The sequence below is a fragment of the Streptomyces inusitatus genome, from assembly GCF_014651115.1.
Taxonomy (GTDB): Bacteria; Actinomycetota; Actinomycetes; order Streptomycetales; family Streptomycetaceae; genus Streptomyces; species Streptomyces amakusaensis.
The window spans coordinates 749,305-773,654 of record NZ_BMWG01000001.1; the positions used below are offsets into that span (position 1 = coordinate 749,305).

The 24,350-nt window shown below is 72.0% G+C and carries 19 protein-coding genes; 8 read left to right on the plus strand and 11 right to left on the minus strand.

All coding sequences use genetic code 11. The annotated features are described in order from the left end of the window. The first annotated feature begins 61 nt into the window (after positions 1-61). Together cydD and IE247_RS03350 are read left to right on the plus strand one after the other, a co-directional pair. Complete coding sequence (gene cydD, locus IE247_RS03345) at positions 62-3,622, plus strand: thiol reductant ABC exporter subunit CydD (protein ID WP_190121289.1); 3,561 nt, start codon at positions 62-64, stop codon at positions 3,620-3,622. 122 nt (positions 3,623-3,744) lie between these two features. Then, positions 3,745-5,508 carry a GAF domain-containing sensor histidine kinase gene (locus IE247_RS03350; protein WP_190121290.1) on the plus strand — a complete coding sequence of 588 codons (1,764 nt, stop codon included), beginning with the start codon at positions 3,745-3,747 and terminating at the stop codon, positions 5,506-5,508. 35 nt (positions 5,509-5,543) lie between these two features. On the opposite strand, the gene IE247_RS03355 is transcribed toward IE247_RS03350, so the two are convergent. Beyond that, a complete protein-coding gene (locus IE247_RS03355; protein WP_229868524.1) occupies positions 5,544-6,413 on the minus strand; it encodes a Cof-type HAD-IIB family hydrolase in 870 nt (289 codons plus the stop codon). Positions 6,414-6,516: 103 nt separating this feature from the next. On the opposite strand from IE247_RS03355, the gene IE247_RS03360 reads away from it, so the two are divergent. Continuing rightward, a complete protein-coding gene (locus tag IE247_RS03360) occupies positions 6,517-7,416 on the plus strand; it encodes an LLM class flavin-dependent oxidoreductase (protein ID WP_190121292.1) in 900 nt (299 codons plus the stop codon). Positions 7,417-7,567: 151 nt separating this feature from the next. On the opposite strand, the gene IE247_RS03365 is transcribed toward IE247_RS03360, so the two are convergent. Together IE247_RS03365 and IE247_RS03370 are read right to left on the minus strand one after the other, a co-directional pair. Beyond that, on the minus strand, positions 7,568-8,509 hold the full coding sequence (locus IE247_RS03365; RefSeq protein ID WP_190121293.1) for a MerR family transcriptional regulator: 942 nt from the start codon (positions 8,507-8,509) through the stop codon (positions 7,568-7,570). Positions 8,510-8,526: 17 nt separating this feature from the next. Further along, entirely contained in the window at positions 8,527-10,323 is a 1,797-nt protein-coding gene (locus tag IE247_RS03370) for an SDR family oxidoreductase (RefSeq protein WP_190121294.1), read from the minus strand. 286 nt (positions 10,324-10,609) lie between these two features. Between IE247_RS03370 and IE247_RS03375 the strand changes: the two genes are divergently transcribed. The 5 genes from IE247_RS03375 (at position 10,610) to IE247_RS03395 (ending at position 15,027) form a co-directional block, all read left to right on the plus strand. Continuing rightward, positions 10,610-11,635 (plus strand): ABC transporter ATP-binding protein, encoded by a 1,026-nt coding sequence (locus IE247_RS03375; RefSeq protein ID WP_229868588.1) that lies wholly within the window; start codon positions 10,610-10,612, stop codon positions 11,633-11,635. Next, on the plus strand, positions 11,632-12,534 hold the full coding sequence (locus tag IE247_RS03380) for an ABC transporter permease (protein ID WP_190121295.1): 903 nt from the start codon (positions 11,632-11,634) through the stop codon (positions 12,532-12,534). The genes IE247_RS03375 and IE247_RS03380 overlap by 4 nt, the downstream gene beginning before the upstream one ends. After that, positions 12,531-13,442, plus strand: a complete 912-nt coding sequence (locus tag IE247_RS03385; protein ID WP_190121296.1) for an ABC transporter ATP-binding protein — start codon at positions 12,531-12,533, stop codon at positions 13,440-13,442. The genes IE247_RS03380 and IE247_RS03385 overlap by 4 nt, the downstream gene beginning before the upstream one ends. A 16-nt stretch (positions 13,443-13,458) precedes the next feature. Then, on the plus strand, positions 13,459-14,178 hold the full coding sequence (locus tag IE247_RS03390; protein ID WP_190121297.1) for an ABC transporter permease: 720 nt from the start codon (positions 13,459-13,461) through the stop codon (positions 14,176-14,178). A gap of 213 nt (positions 14,179-14,391) precedes the next feature. Next, on the plus strand, positions 14,392-15,027 hold the full coding sequence (locus tag IE247_RS03395; protein WP_190121298.1) for an NADPH-dependent F420 reductase: 636 nt from the start codon (positions 14,392-14,394) through the stop codon (positions 15,025-15,027). 48 nt (positions 15,028-15,075) lie between these two features. On the opposite strand, the gene IE247_RS03400 is transcribed toward IE247_RS03395, so the two are convergent. The 8 genes from IE247_RS03400 to IE247_RS03435 all read right to left on the minus strand — a co-directional run bounded on the left by IE247_RS03400 (position 15,076) and on the right by IE247_RS03435 (position 24,262). Beyond that, complete coding sequence (locus IE247_RS03400) at positions 15,076-15,891, minus strand: HAD family hydrolase (RefSeq protein WP_190121299.1); 816 nt, start codon at positions 15,889-15,891, stop codon at positions 15,076-15,078. Then, complete coding sequence (gene serS, locus IE247_RS03405) at positions 15,888-17,177, minus strand: serine--tRNA ligase (RefSeq protein WP_190121300.1); 1,290 nt, start codon at positions 17,175-17,177, stop codon at positions 15,888-15,890. The genes IE247_RS03400 and serS overlap by 4 nt, the downstream gene beginning before the upstream one ends. Before the next feature lie 570 nt (positions 17,178-17,747). Then, positions 17,748-18,686, minus strand: coding sequence for a prephenate dehydratase (gene pheA / locus IE247_RS03410; protein ID WP_190121301.1), 939 nt, complete (start codon positions 18,684-18,686; stop codon positions 17,748-17,750). A gap of 160 nt (positions 18,687-18,846) precedes the next feature. Beyond that, positions 18,847-20,172 carry an iron uptake transporter deferrochelatase/peroxidase subunit gene (efeB, locus tag IE247_RS03415; protein WP_190121302.1) on the minus strand — a complete coding sequence of 442 codons (1,326 nt, stop codon included), beginning with the start codon at positions 20,170-20,172 and terminating at the stop codon, positions 18,847-18,849. Positions 20,173-20,179: 7 nt separating this feature from the next. Then, positions 20,180-22,234: a copper resistance protein CopC gene (locus IE247_RS03420; protein WP_190121303.1), complete on the minus strand. Its 2,055-nt coding sequence runs from the start codon at positions 22,232-22,234 to the stop codon at positions 20,180-20,182. Positions 22,235-22,256: 22 nt separating this feature from the next. Then, positions 22,257-22,721: a copper chaperone PCu(A)C gene (locus tag IE247_RS03425; RefSeq protein ID WP_190121304.1), complete on the minus strand. Its 465-nt coding sequence runs from the start codon at positions 22,719-22,721 to the stop codon at positions 22,257-22,259. Next, entirely contained in the window at positions 22,718-23,398 is a 681-nt protein-coding gene (locus tag IE247_RS03430; RefSeq protein WP_190121305.1) for an SCO family protein, read from the minus strand. The genes IE247_RS03425 and IE247_RS03430 overlap by 4 nt, the downstream gene beginning before the upstream one ends. A gap of 48 nt (positions 23,399-23,446) precedes the next feature. Further along, entirely contained in the window at positions 23,447-24,262 is an 816-nt protein-coding gene (locus tag IE247_RS03435) for a YcnI family copper-binding membrane protein (protein ID WP_190121306.1), read from the minus strand. Positions 24,263-24,350: the final 88 nt, after the last annotated feature.

Genomic DNA, 24,350 nt, shown 5'->3' on the forward strand with positions numbered 1-24,350 from the left:
GAAGACACGACCTGAGACAGGTCGGGGAAGCCCGCCGGTCTTACAGCAGGGGATGTTTCACGTGAAACCCATTGACCCGCGTCTGCTCCGGTACGCCCGGGCCACCCGTGGCTTTCTGCTCGCGGTGGTGCTGCTCGGGCTCCTCGGGGCGGCGCTGGTCGTCGCCCAGGCGATGCTCATCGCCGAGACGGTGGTGGGGGCCTTCGAGAAGGGCCTCACCGCCTCCGAGCTGACGACCCCGCTGGTACTGCTGGCGGCGGTCGCGGTCGGCCGGGCGGCGGTCTCCTGGCTCACCGAACTCGCCGCCCACCGGGCCGGCGCGGCCGTCAAGTCCGAGCTGAGGGAACGGCTGCTGGCCCGCGCCGTGGAACTCGGCCCGGGGTATCTGAGCCGGCAGCGCACCGGATCGCTGGTCGCGCTCGCCACGCGCGGCATCGACGCTCTGGACGACTACTTCTCGCGCTATCTGCCGCAACTGGGTCTCGCGGTGGTGGTACCGGTGGCGGTGCTGGCCCGGATCGTCACCGAGGACTGGGTCTCCGCCGCCATCATCGTGGTCACCCTGCCGCTGATCCCCGTCTTCATGGTGCTCATCGGCTGGGCCACCCAGAACCGGATGGACCGCCAGTGGCGGCTGCTCTCCCGGCTCTCGGGACACTTCCTGGACGTCGTCGCCGGACTGCCCACCCTCAAAGTCTTCGGCCGGGCCAAGGCCCAGGCCGACTCGATCCGCTCCATCACCTCGGAGTACCGGCGGGCCACCATGCGCACGCTGCGGATCGCCTTCATCTCCTCCTTCGCCCTGGAACTCCTCTCGACCCTCTCCGTCGCCCTGGTGGCCGTCACCATCGGCATGCGGCTGGTCCACGGCGACATGGACCTCTACACCGGGCTGGTCATCCTGATCCTGGCCCCCGAGGCGTATCTGCCCATCCGGATGGTGGGAACGCAGTACCACGCCGCCGCCGAAGGGCTCTCGGCCGCCGAGGAGATCTTCACCGTCCTGGAGACGAGGCCGCGCGACGGCGGCACCCGTGAGGCCCCCCGGCAGCCGCGCCTGGAACTCGACTCGGTCACCGTCCGCCACCCCGGACGCGGCGAACCCTCGCTGGACGCCGCCTCGCTGACCGTGGAGCCGGGGGAGACCGTCGCCCTGGTCGGCCCGAGCGGAGTCGGCAAGTCCACCCTGCTTGACGTGGTCCTCGGCTTCACCGAACCGGCCGAGGGCCGGGTGCGGATCGGCGGGACCGACCTCGCCGACCTCGATCTCCACCGCTGGCGCGAGCAGATCGCCTGGGTGCCCCAGCGGCCGTATCTGTTCGCCGGGACGATCGCCGAGAACGTACGGCTGGCCCGGCCCGACGCCGACGACGAAGCCGTGCGGAACGCACTGCGGGAAGCCGGGGCGTACGACTTCGTCACCGCGCTCCCCCAAGGCGCGGACACCGCGCTCGGCGAGGACGGCGCGGGGCTCTCCGCGGGCCAGCGCCAGCGGCTCGCGCTGGCCAGGGCCTTCCTCGCGGACCGCCCGCTGCTGCTGCTCGATGAGCCGACAGCCGCACTGGACGGGGAGACCGAGGCCGGGCTCGTCGAGGCGGTCGGACGGCTGACGGCCGGCCGGACCGTGCTCCTGGTGGTCCACCGGCCCGCCCTGCTCGCCGTGGCCGACCGGGTCGTCACCCTCACCCGCAGCGCCTCCACCGAGCCCGAGCCCGAGCCGGCCGCCCGCCCGGCCGCCGCGCCGCCCGGCCCGGACGCCCGGCCCCTGCCCCTGCTCGTCGATCCCGAGCCCGAGGACGAGGACGAGAAGCGGTACGCGTTCACCGGAGCGGCCGGGACCACCGTCCCCGCGCTCACCCGGGTGCGGAACGCCGCCGAGAAGCAGCGGGGCCGCTTCCTGCTCGGACTGCTGCTCGGCAGCCTCGCCCTGGGATCCGCCGTGGGACTCATGGCCGTCTCCGGCTACCTCATCTCCCGCGCCTCCGAACAGCCCCCCGTTCTCTATCTGATGATGGCCGTGACGGCGACCCGCGCCTTCGGCATCGGCCGGGCCGTCTTCCGCTACGCCGAACGCCTGGTCTCCCACGACGCCGTGCTGCGGATGCTCGCCGAACTCAGGGTCGCGGTCTACGGCCGACTGGAGCGCATCGCCCCCGCCGGGCTCCGGCGCAGCAGGCGCGGAGACCTCCTCTCCCGGCTCGTCATGGACGTGGACGCCCTCCAGGACTACTGGCTCCGCTGGCTGCTGCCCGTCGGCGCGGCCGCCGCCGTGGGCGTGGCGTCCGTCGGCTTCACCGCCTGGCTGCTGCCCGAGGCCGGAGCGGTGCTCGCCCTCGGCCTGCTCGCGGCGGGCCTGCTCGTACCGCTGCTCAGCGGGGCGGTGGCGCGCCGCGCCGAGCGCCGGCTGGCCCCGGCCCGGGGAGCGCTCGCCACCCGGCTGGTCGACCTGCTGCGCGGTACGGCCGAACTCACCGTCGCCGGAGCGCTGCCCGGCCGCCTCGACGGCGCCCGGGAGGCCGATCGCCGGCTGACCCGGATCGCCTCGCGGACGGCGGCGGCCACCGCGCTCGGCAGCGGGCTCACCGCCCTCGTCTGCGGACTCACCGTCGTCTTCGCCGCCCTCGCCGGAGTGCGCGCGGTGGCCGAGGGAAGGCTCGAAGGGCTGCTGCTCGCGGTCGTAGTCCTCACCCCCCTCGCCGCCTTCGAAGCGGTCAACGCGCTGCCGCTGGCCGTCCAGTACCGGCAGCGGGTCAAGCGGAGCGCCGAGCGCGTGTACGAGGTGCTCGACGCGCCCGTCCCCGTCCACGAGCCCGCGCACCCGGCCGCCCCGCCCGCGACCGCGTTCCCGCTGCGGGTGCGCGGACTGCGGGCCCGGTACCCGGGAGCGGAGCGCGAGGCGCTCGCCGGAGTGGACCTCACGCTCAGGGCGGGCAGCCGGGTCGCCGTCGTCGGAACATCCGGCTCCGGCAAGACCACCCTCGCCCAGGTGCTGCTCCGTTTCCTGGACGCCCGGGAGGGCTCCTACACCCTGGGCGGCACGGCCGCGGCGGCGCTCGACGGCGACGAGGTCCGCGGCCTCGTCGGCCTCTGCGCCCAGGACGCCCATCTCTTCGACAGCTCCGTACGGGAGAACCTGAGGCTCGCCCGCCCGGAGGCGACGGAGGACGAACTGCGGCGGGCGCTCGCCGATGCCCGGCTGCTGGAGTGGGTCGACGAACTGCCCGAAGGGCTCGACACCCTGGTCGGCGAGCACGGCGCACAGCTCTCCGGCGGCCAGCGGCAGCGCCTCGCCCTGGCCCGCGCGCTCCTCGCGGACTTCCCGGTACTGGTGCTCGACGAGCCCGCCGAGCACCTCGATCTCGCGACCGCCGACGCCCTGACGGCCGATCTGCTCGCGGCCACCGAGAGCCGCACCGCGCGCGGCACCGCCACCGTCCTGATCACGCACCGGCTGCACGGGCTCGACGCGGTGGACGAGATCCTCGTACTGGAGGAGGGCCGGATCGTGCAGCGCGGCTCCTACGCGGAGCTGGCCGGGGCGCCGGGGCCGCTGCGGCGGATGGCCGAGCGGGAGCGGGCCGCGGATCTTCTCGGGGAACGGCTCGCGGCGGTCGGCGGCTGAGCCGGTCGGCCGCCGGGGGCACGGGCGTTCCCCGGCGGCCGGACCGGGAAGTCAACGGTGCGCCACCCCCCTGGCCAGCAGTCGACTTTCCTCCCCAAAAGGGAATTACTACTCTCAAGAGCATGACCGTGCCCGAACCGAAGGACGCGCAGGGACCGAGGGTGCCGTCGCCGCAGGCGGCATCCGCCGGCGGCAAGGACCCGCTCGATGCCGCGACGGCGGCGACGCGCAGCCTTCAGGGCCTGTCCACCGAACTCACCGCCCGGGTCCCGCAGCTGCTGGAGGCCATGCGCTCCGTCGGAACCGGTCTGGAACTCCACTCCACCCTCGACCGGATCTGCGAGACCGCCGCCGAACTCGCCGACGCCCGCTACGCCGCGATCGGCGTCGTGGACGAGGAGGGGGACGGGCTCTCCGACTTTGTGACCTACGGGGTCGGCGAGGAGACGGCCCGGCTGATCGGGCGCAGACCGGACGGTCACCGGGGGCTGCTCGGCGCGCTGATCCACGACCCGGCCCCGGTGCGGCTGGCCGATCTCACCTCGGATCCGCGCTTCGCGGGATTCCCCCCGGGGCATCCGCCGATGCGGACCTTCCTCGGGGTCCCCATCCGGGTCCAGGGCGAGATCTTCGGCAATCTCTATCTGGCGGAGAAGAACGGCGGGGGCGAGTTCAACGACTATGACCTGCACATGGTGCGTGTCCTCGCCACCGAGGCGGGCATCGCCATCGGCAACGCCCGCCTCTACGAGGCCGCCCGCCAGCGGGAGCGCTGGATCGACGGATCGGTCGCCGTCACCACCGCGCTGCTCTCCGGGCAGGACGCCGACGAGGCCCTGTCCGTCGTCGCCGAGCAGGCCCGCCGACTCGCCGACGCCGACGCCGGGATCGTGATGCTGCCTGCGGGCGAAGGCGGTCTGGAGATCGCCGCCGTCGCCTCCGACCAGCCGGTGACCGCTCTGCTGGGGATGGTCCTCCCGGCACAGAGCCCGGTGGCCGCCTCGCTGCTGGCGGGGGAGCCGGTCTTCATCACGGACGCGTCCGCCGATCCGCGTGTGGTCACCGGCCTGTCCGAGCGGTACGGGCCGAGCATGATGCTGCCGCTGCACAGCGGCGGGCGGGTGCTCGGCGCGCTCGCCACCCCCCGGCGGCACGGCGCGCGCCAGTTCAGCGAGGCCGAGCGGACCCTCGCCACCCAGTTCGCCTCCCAGGCCGCGCTGGCGCTGATCATGGCGGAGGCGCAGCGCGACCGGGAGCGGCTCGCGGTGTACGAGGACCGTGACCGGATCGCCCGCGATCTGCACGACCTGGTGATCCAGCGGCTGTTCGCCACCGGGATGATGCTGGAGGGCGCTCAGCGCAAATCGGTGGTGCCCGCCGTCCAGGACGGTGTCGGCAAGGCGGTCGACGAGCTGGATGTGACCATTCAGGAGATCCGTACGGCGATCTTCGCGCTCCAGCAGGGCCCGGCGGAGGCCCCGTCCGGGCTGCGTACCCGCGTACTGCGGGAGATCAATATGGCGGCCGTGCCGCTCGGCTTCCGGCCCGGGCACCGCTTTGTGGGGCCGGTGGACTCCACCGTCGGCGAGCTGACCGGCAAGAATCTGATCGCGGCGCTGCGGGAGGCGCTGTCCAACGCCTTCCGGCACGCGGACGCGTCCCGGATCGAGGTGGTGGTGGACGCCACCGTCACGCTTCCCGACGGCTCCGGCGGAGTGCGGCTGACGGTCGCCGACGACGGGGTGGGCATCCCGGCCGGCGGGCGGCGCAGCGGGCTGCGGAATCTCGCCCGGCGGGCCGAGTCGCTCGGCGGTTCGAGCGTCTGCGGCCCGGGGATCGGCGAGGGCGGGCAGGGGACGACGGTCAGCTGGGAGGCGCCGAGGTAGCCGTCGCCGACGGGAGGAGCCCCGCGCCGGTCGGCTCAGGCGCTCTTCGGCGGGAGGTCCCGCAGGATTTGCTCGATGACGACCGCGACGCCGTCCTCGTTGTTGGCGACGGTCCGGCCGGAGGCGGCGGCGAGCACATCGGGGTGGGCGTTGCCCATCGCGTAGGAGGTGCCCGCCCAGGTGAGCATCTCCATGTCGTTGGGCATGTCGCCGAAGGCGACGACCTCGGCGGCGGAGATGCCGCGCTCGGCGCAGCAGAGCGCCAGGGTGGCGGCCTTGCTCACACCCGGGCCGCTGATCTCCAGCAGGGCCCACGGGCTGGACCGGGTGATCTCGGCGAGCGGGCCCGCGGCGGCCCTGGCCCGGGTGAGGAAGGCGTCGGGGTCCAGCTCCCCGTGGTGGGCGAGGAGCTTGAGCACCGGGGCTCCGGAGCCGGGGCGGTCCTCCTCCAGCAGCTTCTCGGCGACCGAGACGATGGTGCCGGGGGCGAAGCCGTGCAGCGGCGGGTAGGTCGGCTCGTGGTGGAAGCCCGCGGTCGTCTCGACGCCGAAGGAGACGCCGGGGGTGGCCTCCCGCAGGGCGTGGACGACGCCGAGGGCGGTCTCCCGCTCCAGGGCCTGGACCTTCAGCACCTTTCCGCCCGCGTGCAGATCGACCACGGCCGCGCCGTTGGCGCAGATCGCCAGGCCGTGCCCGTGGACATGGCCGCTGACGACGCTCATCCAGCGGGCCGGGCGTCCGGTGACGAAGAAGACCTCGATCCCGGCCTCCTCGGCCGCGGCGAGGGCGGCGACGGTGCGCGGCGACACGGACTTGTCGTCGCGCAGCAGGGTGCCGTCCAGATCGGTGGCGATCAGCCGGGGGACGACTGGGGCCACGGGCTGGGGATCGGTAGCTGAGGTCACCGCTCCATTCTCCCGCACTCCTCGCACGTGAGTGCGGTAGGGAGCACATATGAGTGGGCTGCGGGAGCACAGGGGCGCACAGGGGCCGCGTACGCTCGAACGCATGCGTCTGAGCACCGTGATCCTTCCCGTCCGCCGCTGGCTCGACGGCGGCCGTGACCAGTGGCTGCGCGCCGAGCGGCTCGGCTTCCACACCGCCTACACCTATGACCATCTGTCGTGGCGCACTTTCCGCGACGGCCCCTGGTACGGCGCGGTCCCCACGCTCACCGCGGCGGCCGGGGCGACCGAGCGGATACGGCTGGGCACCCTGGTCACCTCGCCGAACTTCCGCCATCCGGTGACCCTCGCCAAGGAACTGATCTCGCTGGACGATGTCTCGGGCGGCCGGTTCACGCTCGGCATCGGCGCGGGAGGCACCGGCTTCGACGCGACGGCCCTGGGGCAGGAGGCGTGGACGCCGAGGGAGCGGGCGGACCGCTTCGGCGAGTTTCTGCCGCTGCTGGACCGGCTGCTGACCGAGCCCTCCGTGACCAGCGAGGGGGCGTTCTACTCGGCGGTCGAGGCGCGGAATCTCCCCGGCTGTGTGCAGCGGCCCCGGCTGCCCTTCGCGGTGGCGGGGAACGGGCCGCGCGGAATGCGGCTCGCGGCGCGGTACGGGCAGGCGTGGGTGACCACGGGGGATCCGGCGATCTTCGAGACGGGCACCCCGGAGGACTCCCGGGAGGCGCTGCGGGGACAGCTCGCCCGGCTCGGCAAGGCGTGCGCGGAGGCGGACCGGGACATGGCGGAGCTGGAGAAGATCCTGCTCACCGGCTTCACCCCGGACCGGGACGCCCCGATGCGTTCGCTGGACGCCTTCGTGGACTTCGCGGGCCGGCACTTCGAGCTGGGCTTCACGGAGATCGCGATCCACGCACCGATCCCGGACACGGACTTCGCCGCGGACGAGACGGTCTTCGAGCGGATCGCGACCGAGGCGCTCGGACAGCTGAGCCGCTGAGCCGCCGAGCCGAGTGGTTCGAAGAGCCGGGCGACCGGCCGACCGGTGATCGTTTTTTGTTGAAGAATTTCCGCCCCGGAGGTTTGGTCCACAGAGAACTCGCTTTATCCACAGGGTAATTGGCGGTTCTGTGGACAACTCCGGGACGGCTTCAGCCGGGTTGACCAACACCCCCTGCCGGGGGCTCGCTTGCGGCCAGGGTGTCCATGATCCTTGCGCGTACCTCCCGTTCGGCGGCGGCCGCGATGAAAGCGCTCAGGTGCTGATCGCCAACCAGCTCCCGTACCGCCCGGATCGTCTCCGGCGGCAGCGTCACCGAGCAGGGCCCGGGGGTCGGCGGTACGGCGGCGTCCGGGGTCAGACGCCGCTGGAGGTCACGGGTGGCGAAGGTCCGCATGGCGCGCGCCAGTTCGGCGTCGACCGCGCGCCGGGCGAGCGGGCGCAGCCGCCGGACCAGGTCCGCCGCCCTGGCCGCGTCCTCCTGGGTGGGCGGCCGATGGCCGGGGAAGCGGTCGAAGACATACTCGCCGGTGAACTCCAGGAAACGGGCGGCCATGTGCTCCACCTGCCCGCGAAGCTCCCGCAGCTGGGCGGAGATCGCGGACAGCGGGACGCCTGCCGTGTGCAACTCCGCCGCTACCGCCAGCTCCTGCGGGCTCGGCACCGCGAAGGCGTCGACCCGCCCGGGTATCGGCTCCAGCACCCCCAGCTCCACCGCCTCCGCGAGGGCCGCCTCGTCGACCGTCCCGCCGAAGGCGTCCGCCAGCTCCGCCCGGGTGACGCACTCCGTCTCCTCGTCCGTCCACGGGCCGTGGACCTCGGCGGCCAGACCGAGGACTCCGCCCAGATCGCGCCCCGCGTCCCACGCCGTCAGCAGCTCCTTGATCGAGGCCAGGGTGTAGCCCCGGTCGAGCAGCTCGGCTATCCGCCCGAGCCGGGCCAGATGCGCCGGCCCGTACACATTGGACCGGCCGCGCCGCTCGGGCCTCGGCAGCAGCCCGCGATCCTGGTAGGCGCGGATCGTCCGGACCGTGGCACCGCTGTGGTGCGCCAGATCCTCTATCCGGTACTCGGCGACCGACTCCCCGGCCACATCAGCCCCCTCGGCTCTCACCTCGGCGGGTTCACCCGCGCCACCGCGCGCAGGACGCGGGGCGCGAAGCGGGACAGGAACAGCGAGCCCCGGGCCTCCGGTGTCACCGGCACCACCGCCCGGTTTCGCGCCACGGCCCGCAGAATCGCCTCCGCGACCTTCTCCGGCGGGTAGTTCCGCCGCTGGTACAGCCGGGTGGACCTCATCCGCAGCCGCCGCTCCTCCGCCGCGTCGACCCCGACGAACCGTGTGGTGGCGGTGATGTTGGTAGTGACGATGCCCGGGCAGATCGCCGTGACCCCGATGCCCCGCCCCGCCAGCTCCGCCCGCAGACAGGCGCTGAGCATCAGCACCGCCGCCTTCGAGGCGCTGTAGGCGGGCAGCGACTTCGTCGGCTGATAGGCGGCGGCGGAGGAGATGTTGACGATGTGGCCGCCCCGGCCGCGCTCGGCCATCTGCCCGCCGAAGAGCCGGCAGCCGTGGATGACGCCCCACAGATTGACGTCGAGGACCCTCTTCCAGTCCTCGGGGCGGGTCTCCAGGAAGGGGCCCGCCATCCCGATGCCCGCGTTGTTCACCAGGATGTCGACCACGCCATGGGCCGAGGCGACCTTCTCGGCCAGCTTCTCCATCGCCTCCGCTTCGGCGACGTCAGCCGTCTCGGCCCAGGCCCCGGGCGCGCCGGCCCGCCGGCACCGCTCCGCCGTGTCCGCCGCGCCGTCCTCGTCGCGGTCCACCGCCACGATCCGGGCCCCGGCCGCCGCGAAGGCGAGGGCGGTGGCCCGCCCGATCCCGCCGGCCGCGCCGGTGACCAGCACGAGCCGGCCGCCGAACCGCTCGGCGTACCGCTCGGCGTACCGCGACCGGGCGGAGGGCGGCGGCCCGGCGGTCGCCTCCCGGGCCGCCGGGCCGCCGCCCTCCTCCTGGGCCAGGGCGAAGTCGCCGATCCAGGCGGCGATCCGATCCGGCCGGGTGCGCGGCACCCAGTGTTTCGCCGCCACCGTGCGCCGGATCAGCCCGGGTGCCCAGCGGTCCAGCTCGTCGTAGAGCCGCTCGGAGAGGAAGACATCGCCGGTCGGGGTGATCAGCTGCACCGGGGCGTGGGCGTACGCGTCGGTGCGCGGGCGGCTCAGCCGGGACCGGACATTGTCGCGGTAGAGCCAGGCCCCGTGCGTGGCGTCCCGCCGCAGCGAAGCCGTCGGATAGTCGCCCCGGGGGATGCCCTCCAGCCGCTCCAGCGTCCCCGGCCACCGTCTGCCCAGCGGGCCGCGCCAGGCCAGCTCGGGCAGGCCCGGGGTCTGGAGCGCGAGAACGTACCAGGACTTCGCGCCCTGGCCGATCAGCTGGCCGATCCGGCGGGGCGTCGGCCGGGCCGTCCGCTTCTTGACCCAGTGCCCGAAGTGATCGAGGGACGGTCCGGAGATCGTGGTGAACGAGGCGATGCGGCCCTTGGCGCGCTCGACCGTCACAAACTCCCAGGACTGCACCGATCCCCAGTCGTGGCCCACCAGATGCACCGGCCGCTCCGGGCTGACCGCGTCCGCGACCGCGAGGAAGTCGTCCGTCAGCTTCTCCAGGGTGAAGCCGCCGCGCAGCGGCTTCGGCGCGGACGAGCGGCCGTGGCCCCGGACGTCGTACAGGACCACGTGAAAGCGGTCGGCCAGGCGCACGGCGACCTCGGACCACACCTCTTTGCTGTCCGGATAGCCGTGGACGAGGACGACCGTGGGCCGCGCGGCATCGCCCAGCTCGGCGACGCACAGCTCGATTCCGCCCGTACGGACCCAGCGCTCTCGCGCGTCCCGAAGACTCACGCCGTCTCCCAACTCCCTTGCCGCGCACGGTGCGCGACCACAACGTGACACTGATGAATGTGACAATGCGCGACGGCCGAGTCAAGGGCCGGCGAGCCGCCTGTGGAAAACCCGGCCGAGCCTTTCGTACCCGGACCCTGTTCTCTTTCGTATCCGGTCCGTGACCGACTCCCTAGGGGGTGTACTCCTGGAGTCGCACACCGATCCAGCCGTCCAGGCTGACGTCTGATTTTCCGGGCACCACTACGGTCGGAACGTGACTGTGATCGTGACCGAAAGCCTCAGCATGCGGTACCCACGGGTGACCGCTCTTGACCGGCTCTCCTTGGACATCGGACCGGGCGTGACCGGTCTGGTGGGCGCCAACGGAGCCGGCAAGTCGACATTGATCAAGATTCTTCTGGGGCTGTCGCCCGCCACGGAGGGCCGGGCCGCCGTGCTCGGCCTCGACGTCGCCACCAGCGGCGCCGCCATCCGTGAGCAGGTGGGCTACATGCCCGAGCACGACTGTCTGCCGCCCGACGTCTCGGCCACCGAGTTCGTCGTCCACATGGCGCGCATGTCAGGACTGCCCCCGGCCGCCGCCCGTGAGCGCACCGCGGACACCCTGCGCCACGTCGGCCTCTACGAAGAGCGCTACCGGCCCATCGGCGGCTACTCGACCGGCATGAAGCAGCGGGTCAAACTCGCCCAGGCGCTGGTCCACGACCCCCGGCTGGTCCTCCTGGACGAGCCCACCAACGGACTCGACCCGGTCGGCCGGGACGAGATGCTCGGACTGATCCGCCGCATCCACACCGACTTCGGCATATCGGTCCTGGTCACCTCCCATCTGCTCGGCGAACTCGAACGCACCTGTGACCATGTCGTCGTCATCGACGGCGGCTCACTGCTGCGCTCCAGCTCCACCAGCGACTTCACCCGGATCACCACCACCCTCGCCGTCGAGGTCACCGACAGCGACGAACACCCCGACGGCACCGCCGCGCTCCGCGACAAGCTCACCGCGGCGGGAATCACCCTCCACGCGGGCACCGAGGAGGGACTCCCCGGAGCGGGCCATGTCCTCCTCCTCGAAGCGGCGGGCGAGGAGACCTACGACACGGTCCGCGACACCGTGGCCGGCCTCGGCCTCGGTCTCGTCCGCATGGAACAGCGACGCCACCACATCGCGGAGGTCTTCCGCCCCGGCGGCGCGGACCGGGGCGCGGAGCGTGGCGTGGACCAGGCCGCGGACCAGGCCGTGGGCCAGGTCCCGGACCAAGTCGCGGGCCAGGGCACGGACCAGTCGACGGAGGCGCAGGCCCGATGAGCACGCACACCCCGGGGCCCGCCCCCGAGACCACCCGTATCCACAACATCGGATACCGCAACTACGAGGGACGCCGGCTCGGCCGCGCCTATGTGCGCCGCTCGCTGTACTCGCAGTCCCTGCGCGGCGCGTACGGACTCGGCCGCTCGGCCAAGTCCAAGGTGCTGCCGATGATCCTCTTCGCGCTGATGTGCGTACCGGCGGCGATCGTCGTCGCGGTCGCCGTGGCCACCAAGGCCAAAGGGCTGCCGCTCGAATACACCTCGTACGCGATCTTCACTCAGCCGATCATCGGCCTCTACCTCGCCTCCCAGGCGCCGCAGTCCGTCTCCCGCGACCTGAGGTTCAAGACGGTGCCGCTGTACTTCTCACGCCCGATCGAGCGGTCCGACTACGTACTCGCCAAATTCGCCGCGATGGCGTCCGCGCTGTTCATCCTCACCGGCATCCCCCTGGTGATCCTCTTCGCGGGCTCGCTGCTCGCCAAGATGGACTTCTCCGACCAGGCCGCCGGATTCGGCCAGGGCCTGGTCTCCGTGGCGCTGATGTCCGTGCTCTTCGGCGGCATCGCCCTGGTGCTCGCGGCGCTGACCCCCCGGCGGGGCTTCGGCGTCGCCGCCATCATCGCGACCCTGACGATCACCTCCGTCGCGGTCACCGTGATCCAGGAGATCGCCCGGGCCACCGACGCCCTCGATGTCATCGAGTGGTTCGGCCTCTTCTCGCCGACCACCCTGATCGACGGTGTGCAGACCGCCTTCCTCGGAGCCGTCTCGGGCTTCCCGGGCGGCCAGGGCCCGGGGACCGGAGTCGGCGTGATCTATCTGCTGACCGTCCTCGCGCTCATCGCCGGTTCGTACGCCGTCCTGATGCGCCGCTACCGGAAGGCCGGGCTGTGACCACCATCAATATCGAGCACACCTCGCGGTGGTTCGGAAACGTCGTGGCCGTCAACGACGTCACCATGACCGTGGGCCCCGGCGTCACCGGCCTCCTCGGGCCCAACGGCGCGGGAAAGTCCACGCTCATCAATATGATGGGCGGCTTCCTCGCCCCCTCCACCGGCGCTGTCACCCTCGACGGCGCGCCGATCTGGCGCAATGAGTCCGTTTACCGGCAGATCGGCGTCGTACCGGAGCGGGAGGCGATGTACGACTTCCTGACCGGCCGCGAATTCGTCGTCGCCAACGCGGAACTCCACGGGCTGGGGGCGCGCCAGGCGCAGGCCGCGCTCGCCACCGTCGAGATGGAGTACGCCCAGGACCGCGCGATATCGACCTACAGCAAGGGCATGCGCCAGCGCGTGAAGATGGCGTCCGCCCTGGTCCACGACCCGTCCGTGCTGCTGCTCGACGAGCCCTTCAACGGCATGGACCCGCGCCAGCGCATGCAGCTGATGGATCTGCTGCGGCGGATGGGCGCGACGGGCCGGACCGTGCTCTTCTCCTCGCACATCCTGGAGGAGGTCGAGCAGCTCGCCTCGCACATCGAGGTGATCGTGGCCGGACGCCACGCCGCGTCCGGCGACTTCCGCAAGATCCGCAGGCTGATGACGGACCGGCCGCACCGCTATCTCGTACGCTCCAGCGACGACCGGGCGCTCGCCGCCGCGCTGATCGCCGACCCGTCCACGGCCGGGATCGAGGTGGATCTCACCGAGGGCGGACTGCGCGTCCAGGCCGTCGACTTCGGACGCTTCACCCAGCTGCTGCCCCGGGTGGCCCGTGAGCGGTCGATCCGTCTGCTGACGGTCTCCCCCTCGGACGAATCGCTCGAATCGGTCTTCTCCTACCTCGTATCGGCCTGAAAGGAGCTGTGACGTCATGTACAACCCCACAGTCGCCCGGCTCACCTACCGGGCCGTGCTCGGCAGGCGGCGCGCGGCGATCCTGTTCATCCTCCCCGCCCTGCTGCTGGTCATGGCGGTCGCCGTCCGCAGCTTCAACGGCGCGGACGATCAGATCGCCGCCAGTCTGCTCGGCGGATTCGGCATCGCCGCGATGGTGCCGCTGATCGGTGTGATCGCCGGCACCGGCGCCATCGGACCCGAGATCGACGACGGCTCGATCGTCTATCTGCTCTCCAAGCCGTTGAAACGCTCCAGCATCATCTTCACCAAGCTGATCGTCGCGATCGCCGTGACGATGGCCTTCTCCGCGATCCCGATGCTCATCGCCGGCTTCGTCCTCAACGGCAACGGCCAGCAGATCGCCATCGCCTACACCGTGGCGGCGCTCGTCGCCTCGATCGCCTACAGCGCCGTCTTCCTGCTGCTCGGCACGGTCAGCAGGAACGCGGTCGTCATCGGCCTCATCTACGCCATCGTCTGGGAGAGCGTCTTCGGCAGCCTGGTCGAGGGCGCGCGCACCCTGAGCGTGCAGCAGTGGGCGCTCGCCCTCGCCGAGGACATCGCGGGCGAGGGGCTGGTCGGCTCGGACGTCGGACTGCCGCTCGCGATCGTGCTGCTGGCCTCCGTCACCACCCTCGCGACCTGGTACGCGGGACGGAAACTGCGCGTGCTGAAGCTCGCCGGCGAGGAGTAGGACTCCCTCGCGCCCGGCGTCGGCCCCCGCTTCCCCCGCCCGGGGGACGGGGGCCGACGCGCGTCCCACCCGGGGCATCCCCTAGGGGATCCTCATGGAGACCTGGTTCAGAGGGAGTTCGGGGGTGCGGCTCGGGGATTAGGCCCAAGGCCCCTGCCGGCTGGTCCTGTTGACCGATGGCCGGGCCCGGTGGGTGCGCCTAACGTCACCGGCATGACGAACATCGGATTCATCGGTACGGGAAATGTGGCGCGTGCGGTCGCCGCCAAGGCGGCCGCCGTCGGCCATGACGTGGTACTCGGTTCACGCGCTCCCGGCGACAGGGAGGGGCTGGGTCTGCCCGTCGTCTCCGTCGGGGACGCCATCGCCCACGGCGACATCGTCGTCAACGCCACGCCCGGCACCGAGTCGCTCGCCCTGCTGGCGCCGTTCGCGTCGGCGCTCCAGGGGAAGATCCTGCTCGACATCGCCGTCGGGCTCACCGCCGACCTGGGTCTCGCCCACCCCAACTCCAGCGTCGCCGAAGAGCTTCAGGAGGCCCTTCCCGGCACCCCGGTGGTGAAGACCCTGTGCACCATGGACGCGGCGGTCATGGTCGAGCCGGACCGGCTCACCGGCCCCAGCACCGTCTTCCTCTCCGGGGACGACGCCGGGGCGAAGGCGAGGGTGGGGCGGCTGCTCGGCGACTTCGGCTGGCCCGAGGACTCCCGTACCGACCTCGGAGGCATCGCCACCGCGCGCGGTCAGGAGCATCTGGCGCTGCTCTTCATCGGGGTGGCGGGCGCGCTCGGCTCCCATGTCTTCAACTTCCGGCTGGTGCCGGACGCGCCGGGGCGTCGCACCGGCTGAGCCGGAGGGCGAGGGGCCGGGGAATCGTTTCCCCTTGTACGCGGAGGGTCAGCCCCGCAACAGGGCTTCCAGGGTGAGCGCGATGCCGTCCTCGTCATTGGCGGCGGTCACATCCGTGGCCACGGCCTTCAGACCGGGGTGGGCGTTGGCCATCGCCACTCCCCGGGCCGCCCAGCCGAACATCGGTATGTCGTTGGGCATGTCGCCGAAGGCGATCGTGTCCGCCGCCCGAAGGCCGAGGCGACGGGAGGCCAGGGAGAGCCCGGTGGCCTTGGAGAGCCCCAGCGGGAGGATCTCCACGATCCCCGGACCGGCCACCACCACATCCACCAGACCGCCGACGGTCTCCTTGCCCGCCTTGGCGAGGGCGTCGTCGTCGAGGGTGGGGTGCTGGATGTAGATCTTGTTCAGCGGGGCCGCCCAGATCTCCGCCGGATCGCTGAGGGCGACATGGGGGAGCGGGCCGTCATGAACCGCGTATCCCGCGCTGACCAGCACCTCGCCGTCGAGCCCGTCCCGGCTGGCGGCGAGGTGCAGCGGGCCGACCTCCGCCTCCAGCTTGGCCAGGGCCAGCCCGGCGAGCTGCCGGTCCAGGGTCAGCGAGGTCAGCAGCCGCCGCTCTCCCGCGTGGTAGAGCTGAGCGCCCTGCGCGCAGATCGCGAGCCCCTTGTACCCGAGATCGTCCAGTATCGGCCGGGTCCAGGGCGCTGAGCGCCCGGTCACCACGATGTGCGTGGCACCCGCCGCGGTGGCCGCGGCGAGCGCTTCGCGGGTGCGCCGCGAGACGGTGCCGTCGCTCCGCAGCAGGGTGCCGTCGAGGTCGGTGGCGATCAGCCGGTACGGGAAGGAGGGCGCGGGGCTCACTTGGCGATCGGCTCCAGGATCTCCCGGCCGCCGAGGTAGGGGCGGAGCACCGGAGGCACCCGCACCGAGCCGTCGGCCAGCTGGTGGTTCTCCAGGATGGCCACGATGGTGCGCGGTACGGCGCAGAGCGTGCCGTTCAGCGTCGCCAGCGGCTGGACCGTCTTCTTGCCGTCGGCGCTCTCGCGCATCCGGACCGACAGCCGGCGGGCCTGGAAGCTGTCGCAGTTCGACGCCGAGGTCAGCTCGCGGTACTTGCCCTGGGTCGGGATCCACGCCTCGCAGTCGTACTTGCGGGAGGCGGAGGAGCCGAGGTCGCCGGTGGCCACGTCGATCACCTGGAAGGGCAGCTCAAGGCTGGTCAGCCACTGCTTCTCCCACTCCAGCAGCCGCAGGTGCTCGGCCTCGGCGTCCTCCGGGGCGACGTACGAGAACATCTCGACCTTGTCGAACTGGTGCACACGGAAGATGCCCCGGGTGTCCTTGCCGTACGTCCCGGCCTCACGGCGGAAGCACGGGGAGAAGCCGGCGTACCGCAGCGGCAGCTTCTCGGCCTCGATGATCTCGTCCATGTGGTACGCGGCGAGCGGGACCTCGGAGGTGCCGACCAGGTAGTAGTCGTCCTTCTCCAGGTGGTAGACGTTCTCCGCGGCCTGGCCGAGGAAGCCGGTGCCCTCCATGGCGCGCGGGCGGACCAGCGCCGGGGTGAGCATCGGGATGAAGCCGGCCTCGGTGGCCTGCGCGATCGCCGCGTTGACCAGCGCCAGCTCCAGCAGGGCCCCGACACCGGTGAGGTAGTAGAAGCGCGAGCCCGACACCTTGGCGCCGCGCTCGACGTCGATGGCGCCCAGCGACTCGCCCAGCTCCAGATGGTCCTTGGGCTCGAAGCCCTCGGCCGCGAAGTCGCGGACGGTGCCGTGCGTCTCCAGGACGACGAAGTCCTCCTCGCCGCCGACCGGAACGTCCTCGTGGACGATGTTGCCCAGCAGGAGGAGAAGCCGGCGGGCCTCCTCGTCGGCCTCGTGCTGCTCGGCGTCGGCGGCCTTGACGTCGGCCTTCAGCTGCTCGGCCTTCTTCAGCAGCTCGGCGCGCTCCTCGGGAGCGGCCTTGGGGATGAGCTTGCCGAGCTGCTTCTGCTCGGAGCGCAGCTCGTCGAAGCGGAGCCCTGACGACCTGCGCCGCTCATCGGCGGAGAGCAGGGCGTCGACGAGGTCGACGTCCTCTCCACGGGCGCGCTGGGAGGCGCGGACACGGTCGGGGTCCTCACGGAGCAGGCGAAGGTCAATCACCCCACCAGGCTACCGGTGCGGACTCTCCGCCCGGCCACTCGTTATAGCCTTGCGCGGCTTTTCGCCCCAATTGATGCACTTTGCGAAGAAAGGGAAGGTGATCCGGAATCAATGGGAGGAGCGTCAAGTAAACACCATCCCATTCGCTGGAACGGGGCAGTCGCCCGAGGCCGAAATTGACCGTTATCCCTTGTGGAGTGCGGGACTTGGGTCGCTCTTGTCCACAGGGATGTGCACTTCCGAAGAGTTATCCACAGCCTGTGCGGAAAAGTTGTGGATGGTGAGAGTGATCTTTCACCGTCCGGCACGCGGGGCCTGGGATTCCTCTCCCAAACCCGTCGCACCCACTCATTCGGGTGGGAATTGCTCGCTCCAAAGAGTTGATCAATGAAAAGAAGGTGACAAGACGGTGGCGGGACCCCTGGCGGACCTGTGGAGAGGGGTGGGGTGAACAGGCCGATTTGTCGATGTCGTGGAGCTTGGGTTGTCGACTTGTCCCCAGGTCGAGGACAAAGCCTGTGGATAACTCTGTGGATGCCGAAAATCAGCAGGTAGGACAGTTGGCCGAGGTCAGGCGCGGCCGTCCATCGAGCGCACCAGCCAGTCCGACGCCGCCGTGAACTCCTCGTCCGAGGTGCCCAGCCGCGGCGGCTCCACCTCCTCGGGGGACACCCCCGCGCGGGGGTAGGAGCCGAGGAACCGCACCTGCGGGCAGATCCGCTTCAGCCCCATGAGCGCCTCCGCGACCCGACGCTCGGAGATGTGTCCCTCCGCGTCCACGGCGAAGCAGTAGTTGCCGATGCCCGCTCCGGTGGGCCGGGACTGGATCAGCATCAGATTGACGCCGCGCACGGCGAACTCCTGGAGCAGTTCGAGCAGTGCTCCCGGCCGGTCGTCCCCGCCCAGCCAGATGACCACGGACGTCTTGTCCGCGCCGGTCGGCGCGGCGGGTCTGGCGGGCCTGCCCACCAGGACGAACCGGGTCTCCGCGTTCTTCGCGTCGTGGATCTCGGTCACCAGCGGCTCCAGGCCGTAGGTGGCCGCCGCGAACTCGCCCGCGAAGGCCGCGTCGTACTTCCCCTCCTGCACCAGCCGCGCGCCGTCGGCGTTCGACGCGGCGGACTCCCACAGCGCGTCCGGCAGATGCGTCCGCAGCCAGTTGCGCACCTGGGGCTGGGCCACCGGGTGCCCGGTCACGGTCTTGATCGAGGACAGCTCGGTGCCCGGGCGCACCAGCAGCGCGAAGGCGATCGGCAGCAGCACCTCGCGGTAGATCATCAGCGGCTCGCCGGCCGCCAGCTCGTCGAGGGTCGCGGTGACACCGCCCTCCACGGAGTTCTCGATCGGCACGAGGGCGGCGGCGGCGTCCCCGTTGCGCACGGCGTCGAGCGCGGCGGGCACGGACACCATCGGCACGAGCTCCCGGGTGGCGGCCTCCGGCAGCGTACGGAGGGCGGCCTCGGTGAAGGTGCCCTCGGGGCCCAGATACGTGTAGCGCGTGGCTGACATACGGTCACCCTAATGCGGCCGGGGACACCCCAGGACCGGTACGCCGACAGACGACCGCCACCGGCCGGCCAGCGGCCCGCCAGTGCGCGCCGAGGGCCCTGCCCACGCGGGTAAGGGGCGCCCGCAAGGGAGGCCGCCCCTTACCCGCGCACGGCCCTCCTCAGGACTCCAGCAGCCGCTGGCCCACGTACTCGCCCTCCCGCGCGCCGCCCGGCACCACGAACAGCCCGCTCGCCTCGTGGCGCAGGAACGGCGAGAGCGCGTCCCCCCGGTCGAGCTTGCGCTGCACCGGCACGAAGCCGCGCAGCGGGTCCGCCTGCCAGCAGATGAAGAGCAGACCGGCGTCCGGCGTCCCGTCGGCCCCGATGCCGTCGTGGTACGAGAACGGCCGCCGCAGCATCGCGGCCCCGCCGTTCTGCTCCGGGGCGGAGATCCGGGCGTGCGCGTTGGCCGCGATGACCGGCTTCCCGTCCGGACCCAGCTCGTCGAGGGCGAGCGGGGTGCTCTCGCCGCCGCCGGTCAGCGGCGCGCCGTCGGACTTCCGCCGTCCGATGACGCCCTCCTGCTTCGCGGTCGAAAGGCGCTCCCAGTCGTCCAGCAGCATCCGGATACGGCGTACGACCGCGTAGGAGCCGCCCGTCAGCCAGCCGTGCTCGGTGCCTGCGGGAACGAAGATCCGCCGGTCGAAGTCCGGCTCGGAGGGCTTGGGGTTGTTGGTGCCGTCGATCTGGCCCATCAGATTGCGGGTGGTCATCGGGCGGGCGGTGGCGCCGGGCGCGCGGTTGAAGCCGTTCATCTGCCAGCGCACCCGGGCCGTGTCCCCCGCCGCCTTCTGGATCGCGCGCAGCGCGTGGAAGGCGACCAGCCCGTCGTCCGCCCCGATCTGCACCCACAGATCGCCCTCCGAGCGTCTGGGGTCCAGCCGGTCGGCGGAGAAGGGGGGCAGCGGGTCGAGCCCGGCGGGCCGCCGGGCCGTCAGCCCCGTACGCCCGAAGAAGGTACGGCCGAATCCGAAGGTGACGGTCAGCGAGGAGGGACCGGCGTCCAGCGCGACGCCGGTGTCCTCCCGGGAGGCCGGACGGCCCGCCATCAGCTCCGCCGCCAGCGCCGACCAGCGGCGCATCAGCGCCGCCGCCTCCTTGCGGCCCGCGCCGGGGGACAGGTCGAAGGCGATCAGATGGCCGCTGGACTGCATCGCGGTGGTGATGCCGGGCTGGTGCTCGCCGTGGAAGGCGACCACACCGGAGCCGACCGTGCTGAGCGCGGTCGGGGCGGCGTCGGCCGCGGCGGCGTGCGCCGCGGCCCCGCCCGCCGCGCCCAGCGCCAGACCGGCCGCGCCCGCCGCACCGGCGGTGCCGAGCAGCCGCCGCCTGGAGACGCCCGCCGGAGCCGGGGCCCCGGCGGCCCCGGCGGCTCCGGGGCCGCCGTCGCTCGGCCCGGGGTTCTCCGGCCGCGCGGCCTGCTGCTTCAATGCCTCAGCTTTCATGAGCGGCTCAGCCGATCCTCACGGTCTCGTCGATGGTCGTCTGGTCGATGTCGGAGGTCCGGACCGTCACCTGGACCGTCCACTCCCCGGGCATCGGGATCTGGATCGACTTCGCGCTCCAGTGCCCCGCCGACAGTCGCTCGGCGGTGACCGGGAGCGGGCCGATCCGCTGCTCCCGCAGGGTGAGGGAGACCTTCGCCTCGGGGACGTCCATCGGCTTCCCGTCCGGGCTCTCGACCCGGAGATGCAGTTCGTTGCCGCCGGAGCGGGCCGGGTCCAGGGTCAGCCGCACGGTGCCCCGGCCGTCCGGGCCGCCGGTGTCGAACGGCAGCTTCAGCTCGGCGGGCCCCCGCGCCGCCGCCGGGGCCCCGCCGCCGCCCGCCTTCGCCGCGGTCTCCGTCGTACGGCCCGGTTCGGTCGCCGTCAGCACGGTGGTCACCACGAGCACCACCACCGCGACGCTCGCCTCGGCGAGCACGGAACGGCGCAGTCCGGCGCGGTCGGGGTCGGCGTCCCGCGCCTTCTTGAGGCGGGCGGTGTCCAGCGCGGCCCGCTGACGGGCCAGTTGCGCGACCCGCTCGGGGGCCTCGTCCGGGCCGCTCTGGGCGGTGGTGCCGCCCGTCTCCTTCTCCTCGGCCGCCGAACCACCCGTACCGGTGGTTTCGGCGGCGGCGGGCACAGAGACGAGATCCGCGACGCCGGCCGGTTCGGGCGCGTCCGGAGCGTCGGGTCCGTCGGCCGGTTCGGGGGCGTCGCCGAGCCGGGCGGTCCACTTCCGGGAGAACCACGCGACGCCGACCATCAGCGCCACCAGCACGGCCTTGGTCAGCAGGAGCTGTCCGTACGGCGTCCCGGTCAGCGCCGACCACGAGCCGATCTGCCGCCAGGACTGGTAGATCCCGGTCGCCGCCAGGACGACCACGCTGATGAAGGCGACCCGTGAGAACCGGCGTACCGCCGAGGCCTCGATCGACGGCGCGCGGTGCAGCGCGGTCAGCAGCGCCGCGAGCCCGCCGAGCCAGCAGGCGACGGCCAGCAGATGCAGGATGTCGAGGGGCATCGCGAGCCCCGTCTGGATCCCGGTGGAGGCGTGCTCGGAGAGCGCCCAGGTGGCGGCTATCCCGGTGGCGACGACGGTGCCGCCGACGGCGAGGCCGAAGGTGAGGTCCTTCTGCCGCGCCGCCTCCCCGGGAAGGCCCGGCAGGCCGGCCCGCTCCTGCTTCGCGTACGACCCGAAGAGCACCGCGATGAACAGCGAGGCCGCGCCGAGCAGCAGCAGCCGGGAGACCAGCGCCGCCCCCGTCCTGCTCTCCAGGACGGCGGGCAGCCCGCTCAGATCGAATACGTCCGACAGTCCGCCGGAGCGGGTGTACGGGCCGCGCAGCAGCAGCATCGCGAGGGTGGCGGCGGTGAGCGTCACCCATCCGTACGCGACGAGCCGCTGGAGCGGCCGGACCGAGGCCCCGCGCCGCCAGCAGAGCAGGATGAAGGCGGCCGCGCCGACCATCAGGGTGAAGCCCGTGTACGCGGCATAGCGGGCGATGTCGTAGAGGAGGCCGACGGCCCCGCCGCCCGCCTCGCCGGAGGGCAGGGAGACCGAGGTCTCGGAGGGCGCGCCGACGGAGAAGGTGAACGCGCCGGAGACGGGGTGGCTGTCGGCCGACACCGCCTGCCAGGCGACGGTGTAGGTGCCGTCGGACAGACCGGTCCGGAGATCGACCGCGTAGCGGACCGTGCCGTCCTGGGAGAGATCGCGGACGGTGGCGCGGTCGGCGCGCTCACCGCCGGGGCCGAGGACCCGGATCGAGTCCTTCCCCATGGCGATCTGCTCGGAGAAGGTGAGACTCACTTCCTTCGGGGCGGTGGCGACCACCGCCCCGTCCTTTGGATCGCTCCCGGTCAGGGCGGCGTGGGCCGCCGCGGGCCCGGCGGCGGTGAGCAGCGCGCCGAGGACCGTGCACAGGAGCACGGCCACGGCGAGCAGCGCCCGCGGCGGGGAGGTCGCCCCCGGCGTGTGCCGGGCCGGGTTCGGGCCGAGGTGCGGGGCGGTGGTGGCTTTCATGGCGTGGTCGGTCCCCTCGTCCTCAGTGTTTCGCGGGGTTGTGCGTCGCCGCCTTGACCGGAAGGTCGACCGTGATCGGGTCGGACTTCTCGAAGTGCAGCTTCACGGGGACCTTCTCGCCCTGCTTCGGCCGCTGCTTCAGCCCCATGAACATGATGTGACTGCCACCGCGCGCGAGGTCCAGCCTGCCGTCGGCGGGGACGTCGAACGCCTCCACCTTCCGCATCTTCTGGTCCTTGGACTCATGGATCGTCACATCATCGGACAAGGTGCTGGTGACGGAGGTGAGCCGGTCGGCCCCGCCGTCGTTGCGCACGGTCAGAAACCCGGCGGCCATGTCGCTGACGGGCTGGGGCATGAACGCGCCGTCGACCTTCAGCTCCGGAGCGGGCGCTTCGCCCTCCGCGGAGCAGCCGGTCAGGGCCAGGGCCAGCGCCGTGCCCAGCGCGACGGCGCCCGCCGCCGCGCCGCGGGTGGTCGGGGTCACGGATTCTCCCCGCGGATGAGCTTGGGCAGATCCTTGGCGAACTGGTCGGAGGAGGTGTCCTCGCCGTAGAGGACGTATCCCTTGTCCGTCTTCGGCGAGAAGGCGACGACCTGCGCGCCGTGCATGGAGACGATGGTGTCGTCCTTCTGCTTCTTCGGCGCGTCGATGCCGATGCCCATCTGACGGGCCCCCGCCTGGATGGTCGGGAAGTCGCCGCTCAGCCCGACGAAGGACGCGTCCCCGGCGCTGGGCAGCCACTTGCCCAGCTCGGCGGGGGTGTCCCGCTCGGGGTCCGTCGTCACGAAGACGACCTGGAGCTTGTCCTGGTCGGCCTTGGGCAGCGTCTTCTCGGCGATGGCGATATTGCTCATCGTCAGCGGGCAGACGTCCGGGCAGTTGGTGTAGCCGAAGAAGACGAGCGTCGGCTTGCCGGCGGTCCGCTCGCGCAGATCGAACTTCTTGCCCTTGGTGTCCGTCAGCACCAGGTCCGGCTTGGTGTACGGCCGGTCCAGCACGGTTCCGGCGGCGTCCTTGTCGCGCCCGGAGAGGTCGGTCACGATGCTGCCGGAGTCGTTGGAGGGCTTGGCGGCGGCGTCCTTCTCGCCGGAGGAGCAGGCGGACAGGAGGAGTGCGGCGGCCACGGCGAGGGCGGCGGCCGGCACGGTCTTCTTAACCATCGAGAGATCCCAGATCTGAGTACGGGGAAGGGTGGGCGAAGCGGTCCGTCAGGAGGAGCGCCGACGGCCCGCCAGGACGCCGAAGGCGACGCCGACGGCTCCGACGAGGATTCCGACGACCGCCAGGACACGGGCGGTGGAGTCCGAGTCGTCGGAGGACGAGGCCGCGCTCTCCTTGGCGTCCTTGGAGTCCTTGGCGTGCGAGCCGTCCTCGGTGTGCGAGCCGTCCTTGGCGTCGTCGGCGGCCGGGGTGCCGTGGTGGTCGTCGGCCGCTGCCGACAGCTCCAGGACCGGCGCGGGCGACTCGGGCTCCGTGCCCTCCTTCGGGGCCTCGATCCAGCGCACGACCTCCTTGTTGTCGTACGTCTGGAGGGCCTTGAAGACCAGCTGGTCGGCGTTCTCCGGCAGCTGACCCAGCGAGAGGGGGAACTGCTGGAACTGCCCCGGCCCGATCTTGGAGCCGTCGGCGGTCCAGGTCACCTTGGAGACCGCCTCGGTGATCTGCCGGCCGTGCGACTCGATCGGCTTGGCCAGCTTCGACTTGCTGACCGTCACCTTCCAGCCCGGCACGGGCTGCGGCAGCACCGAGGCCAGCGGGTGCTCGGTCGGCATGCTGATCTCAAGCTTCACGGTGGAGGCGCTGTCCCGCTCATTGGGGACCTTGAAGTTGACCGTCGCGTAACCGCCCTTGGCGGCCTCGCCCTGCGGCTGGACGCTGACGTGCGCGGCGGCGGTGCCGGAGAACAGCAGTACGGCCGAGACGGCGACGGCGGCGGTCGCCGTGGCTCTCACAGCGAAACGCGAGGAGGCGGAGGAGGAAGCGGAGGAAGCGGCGGAAACGTTCTGGACTCTGTTGACGCTCATGACGAAGACACTCCACGGTGAGGAGGGACGAGGACGTGCCGGACGGAGGAAGAACGCGCGGCACCACGGCCGCGCTCCCGTCGAGTCG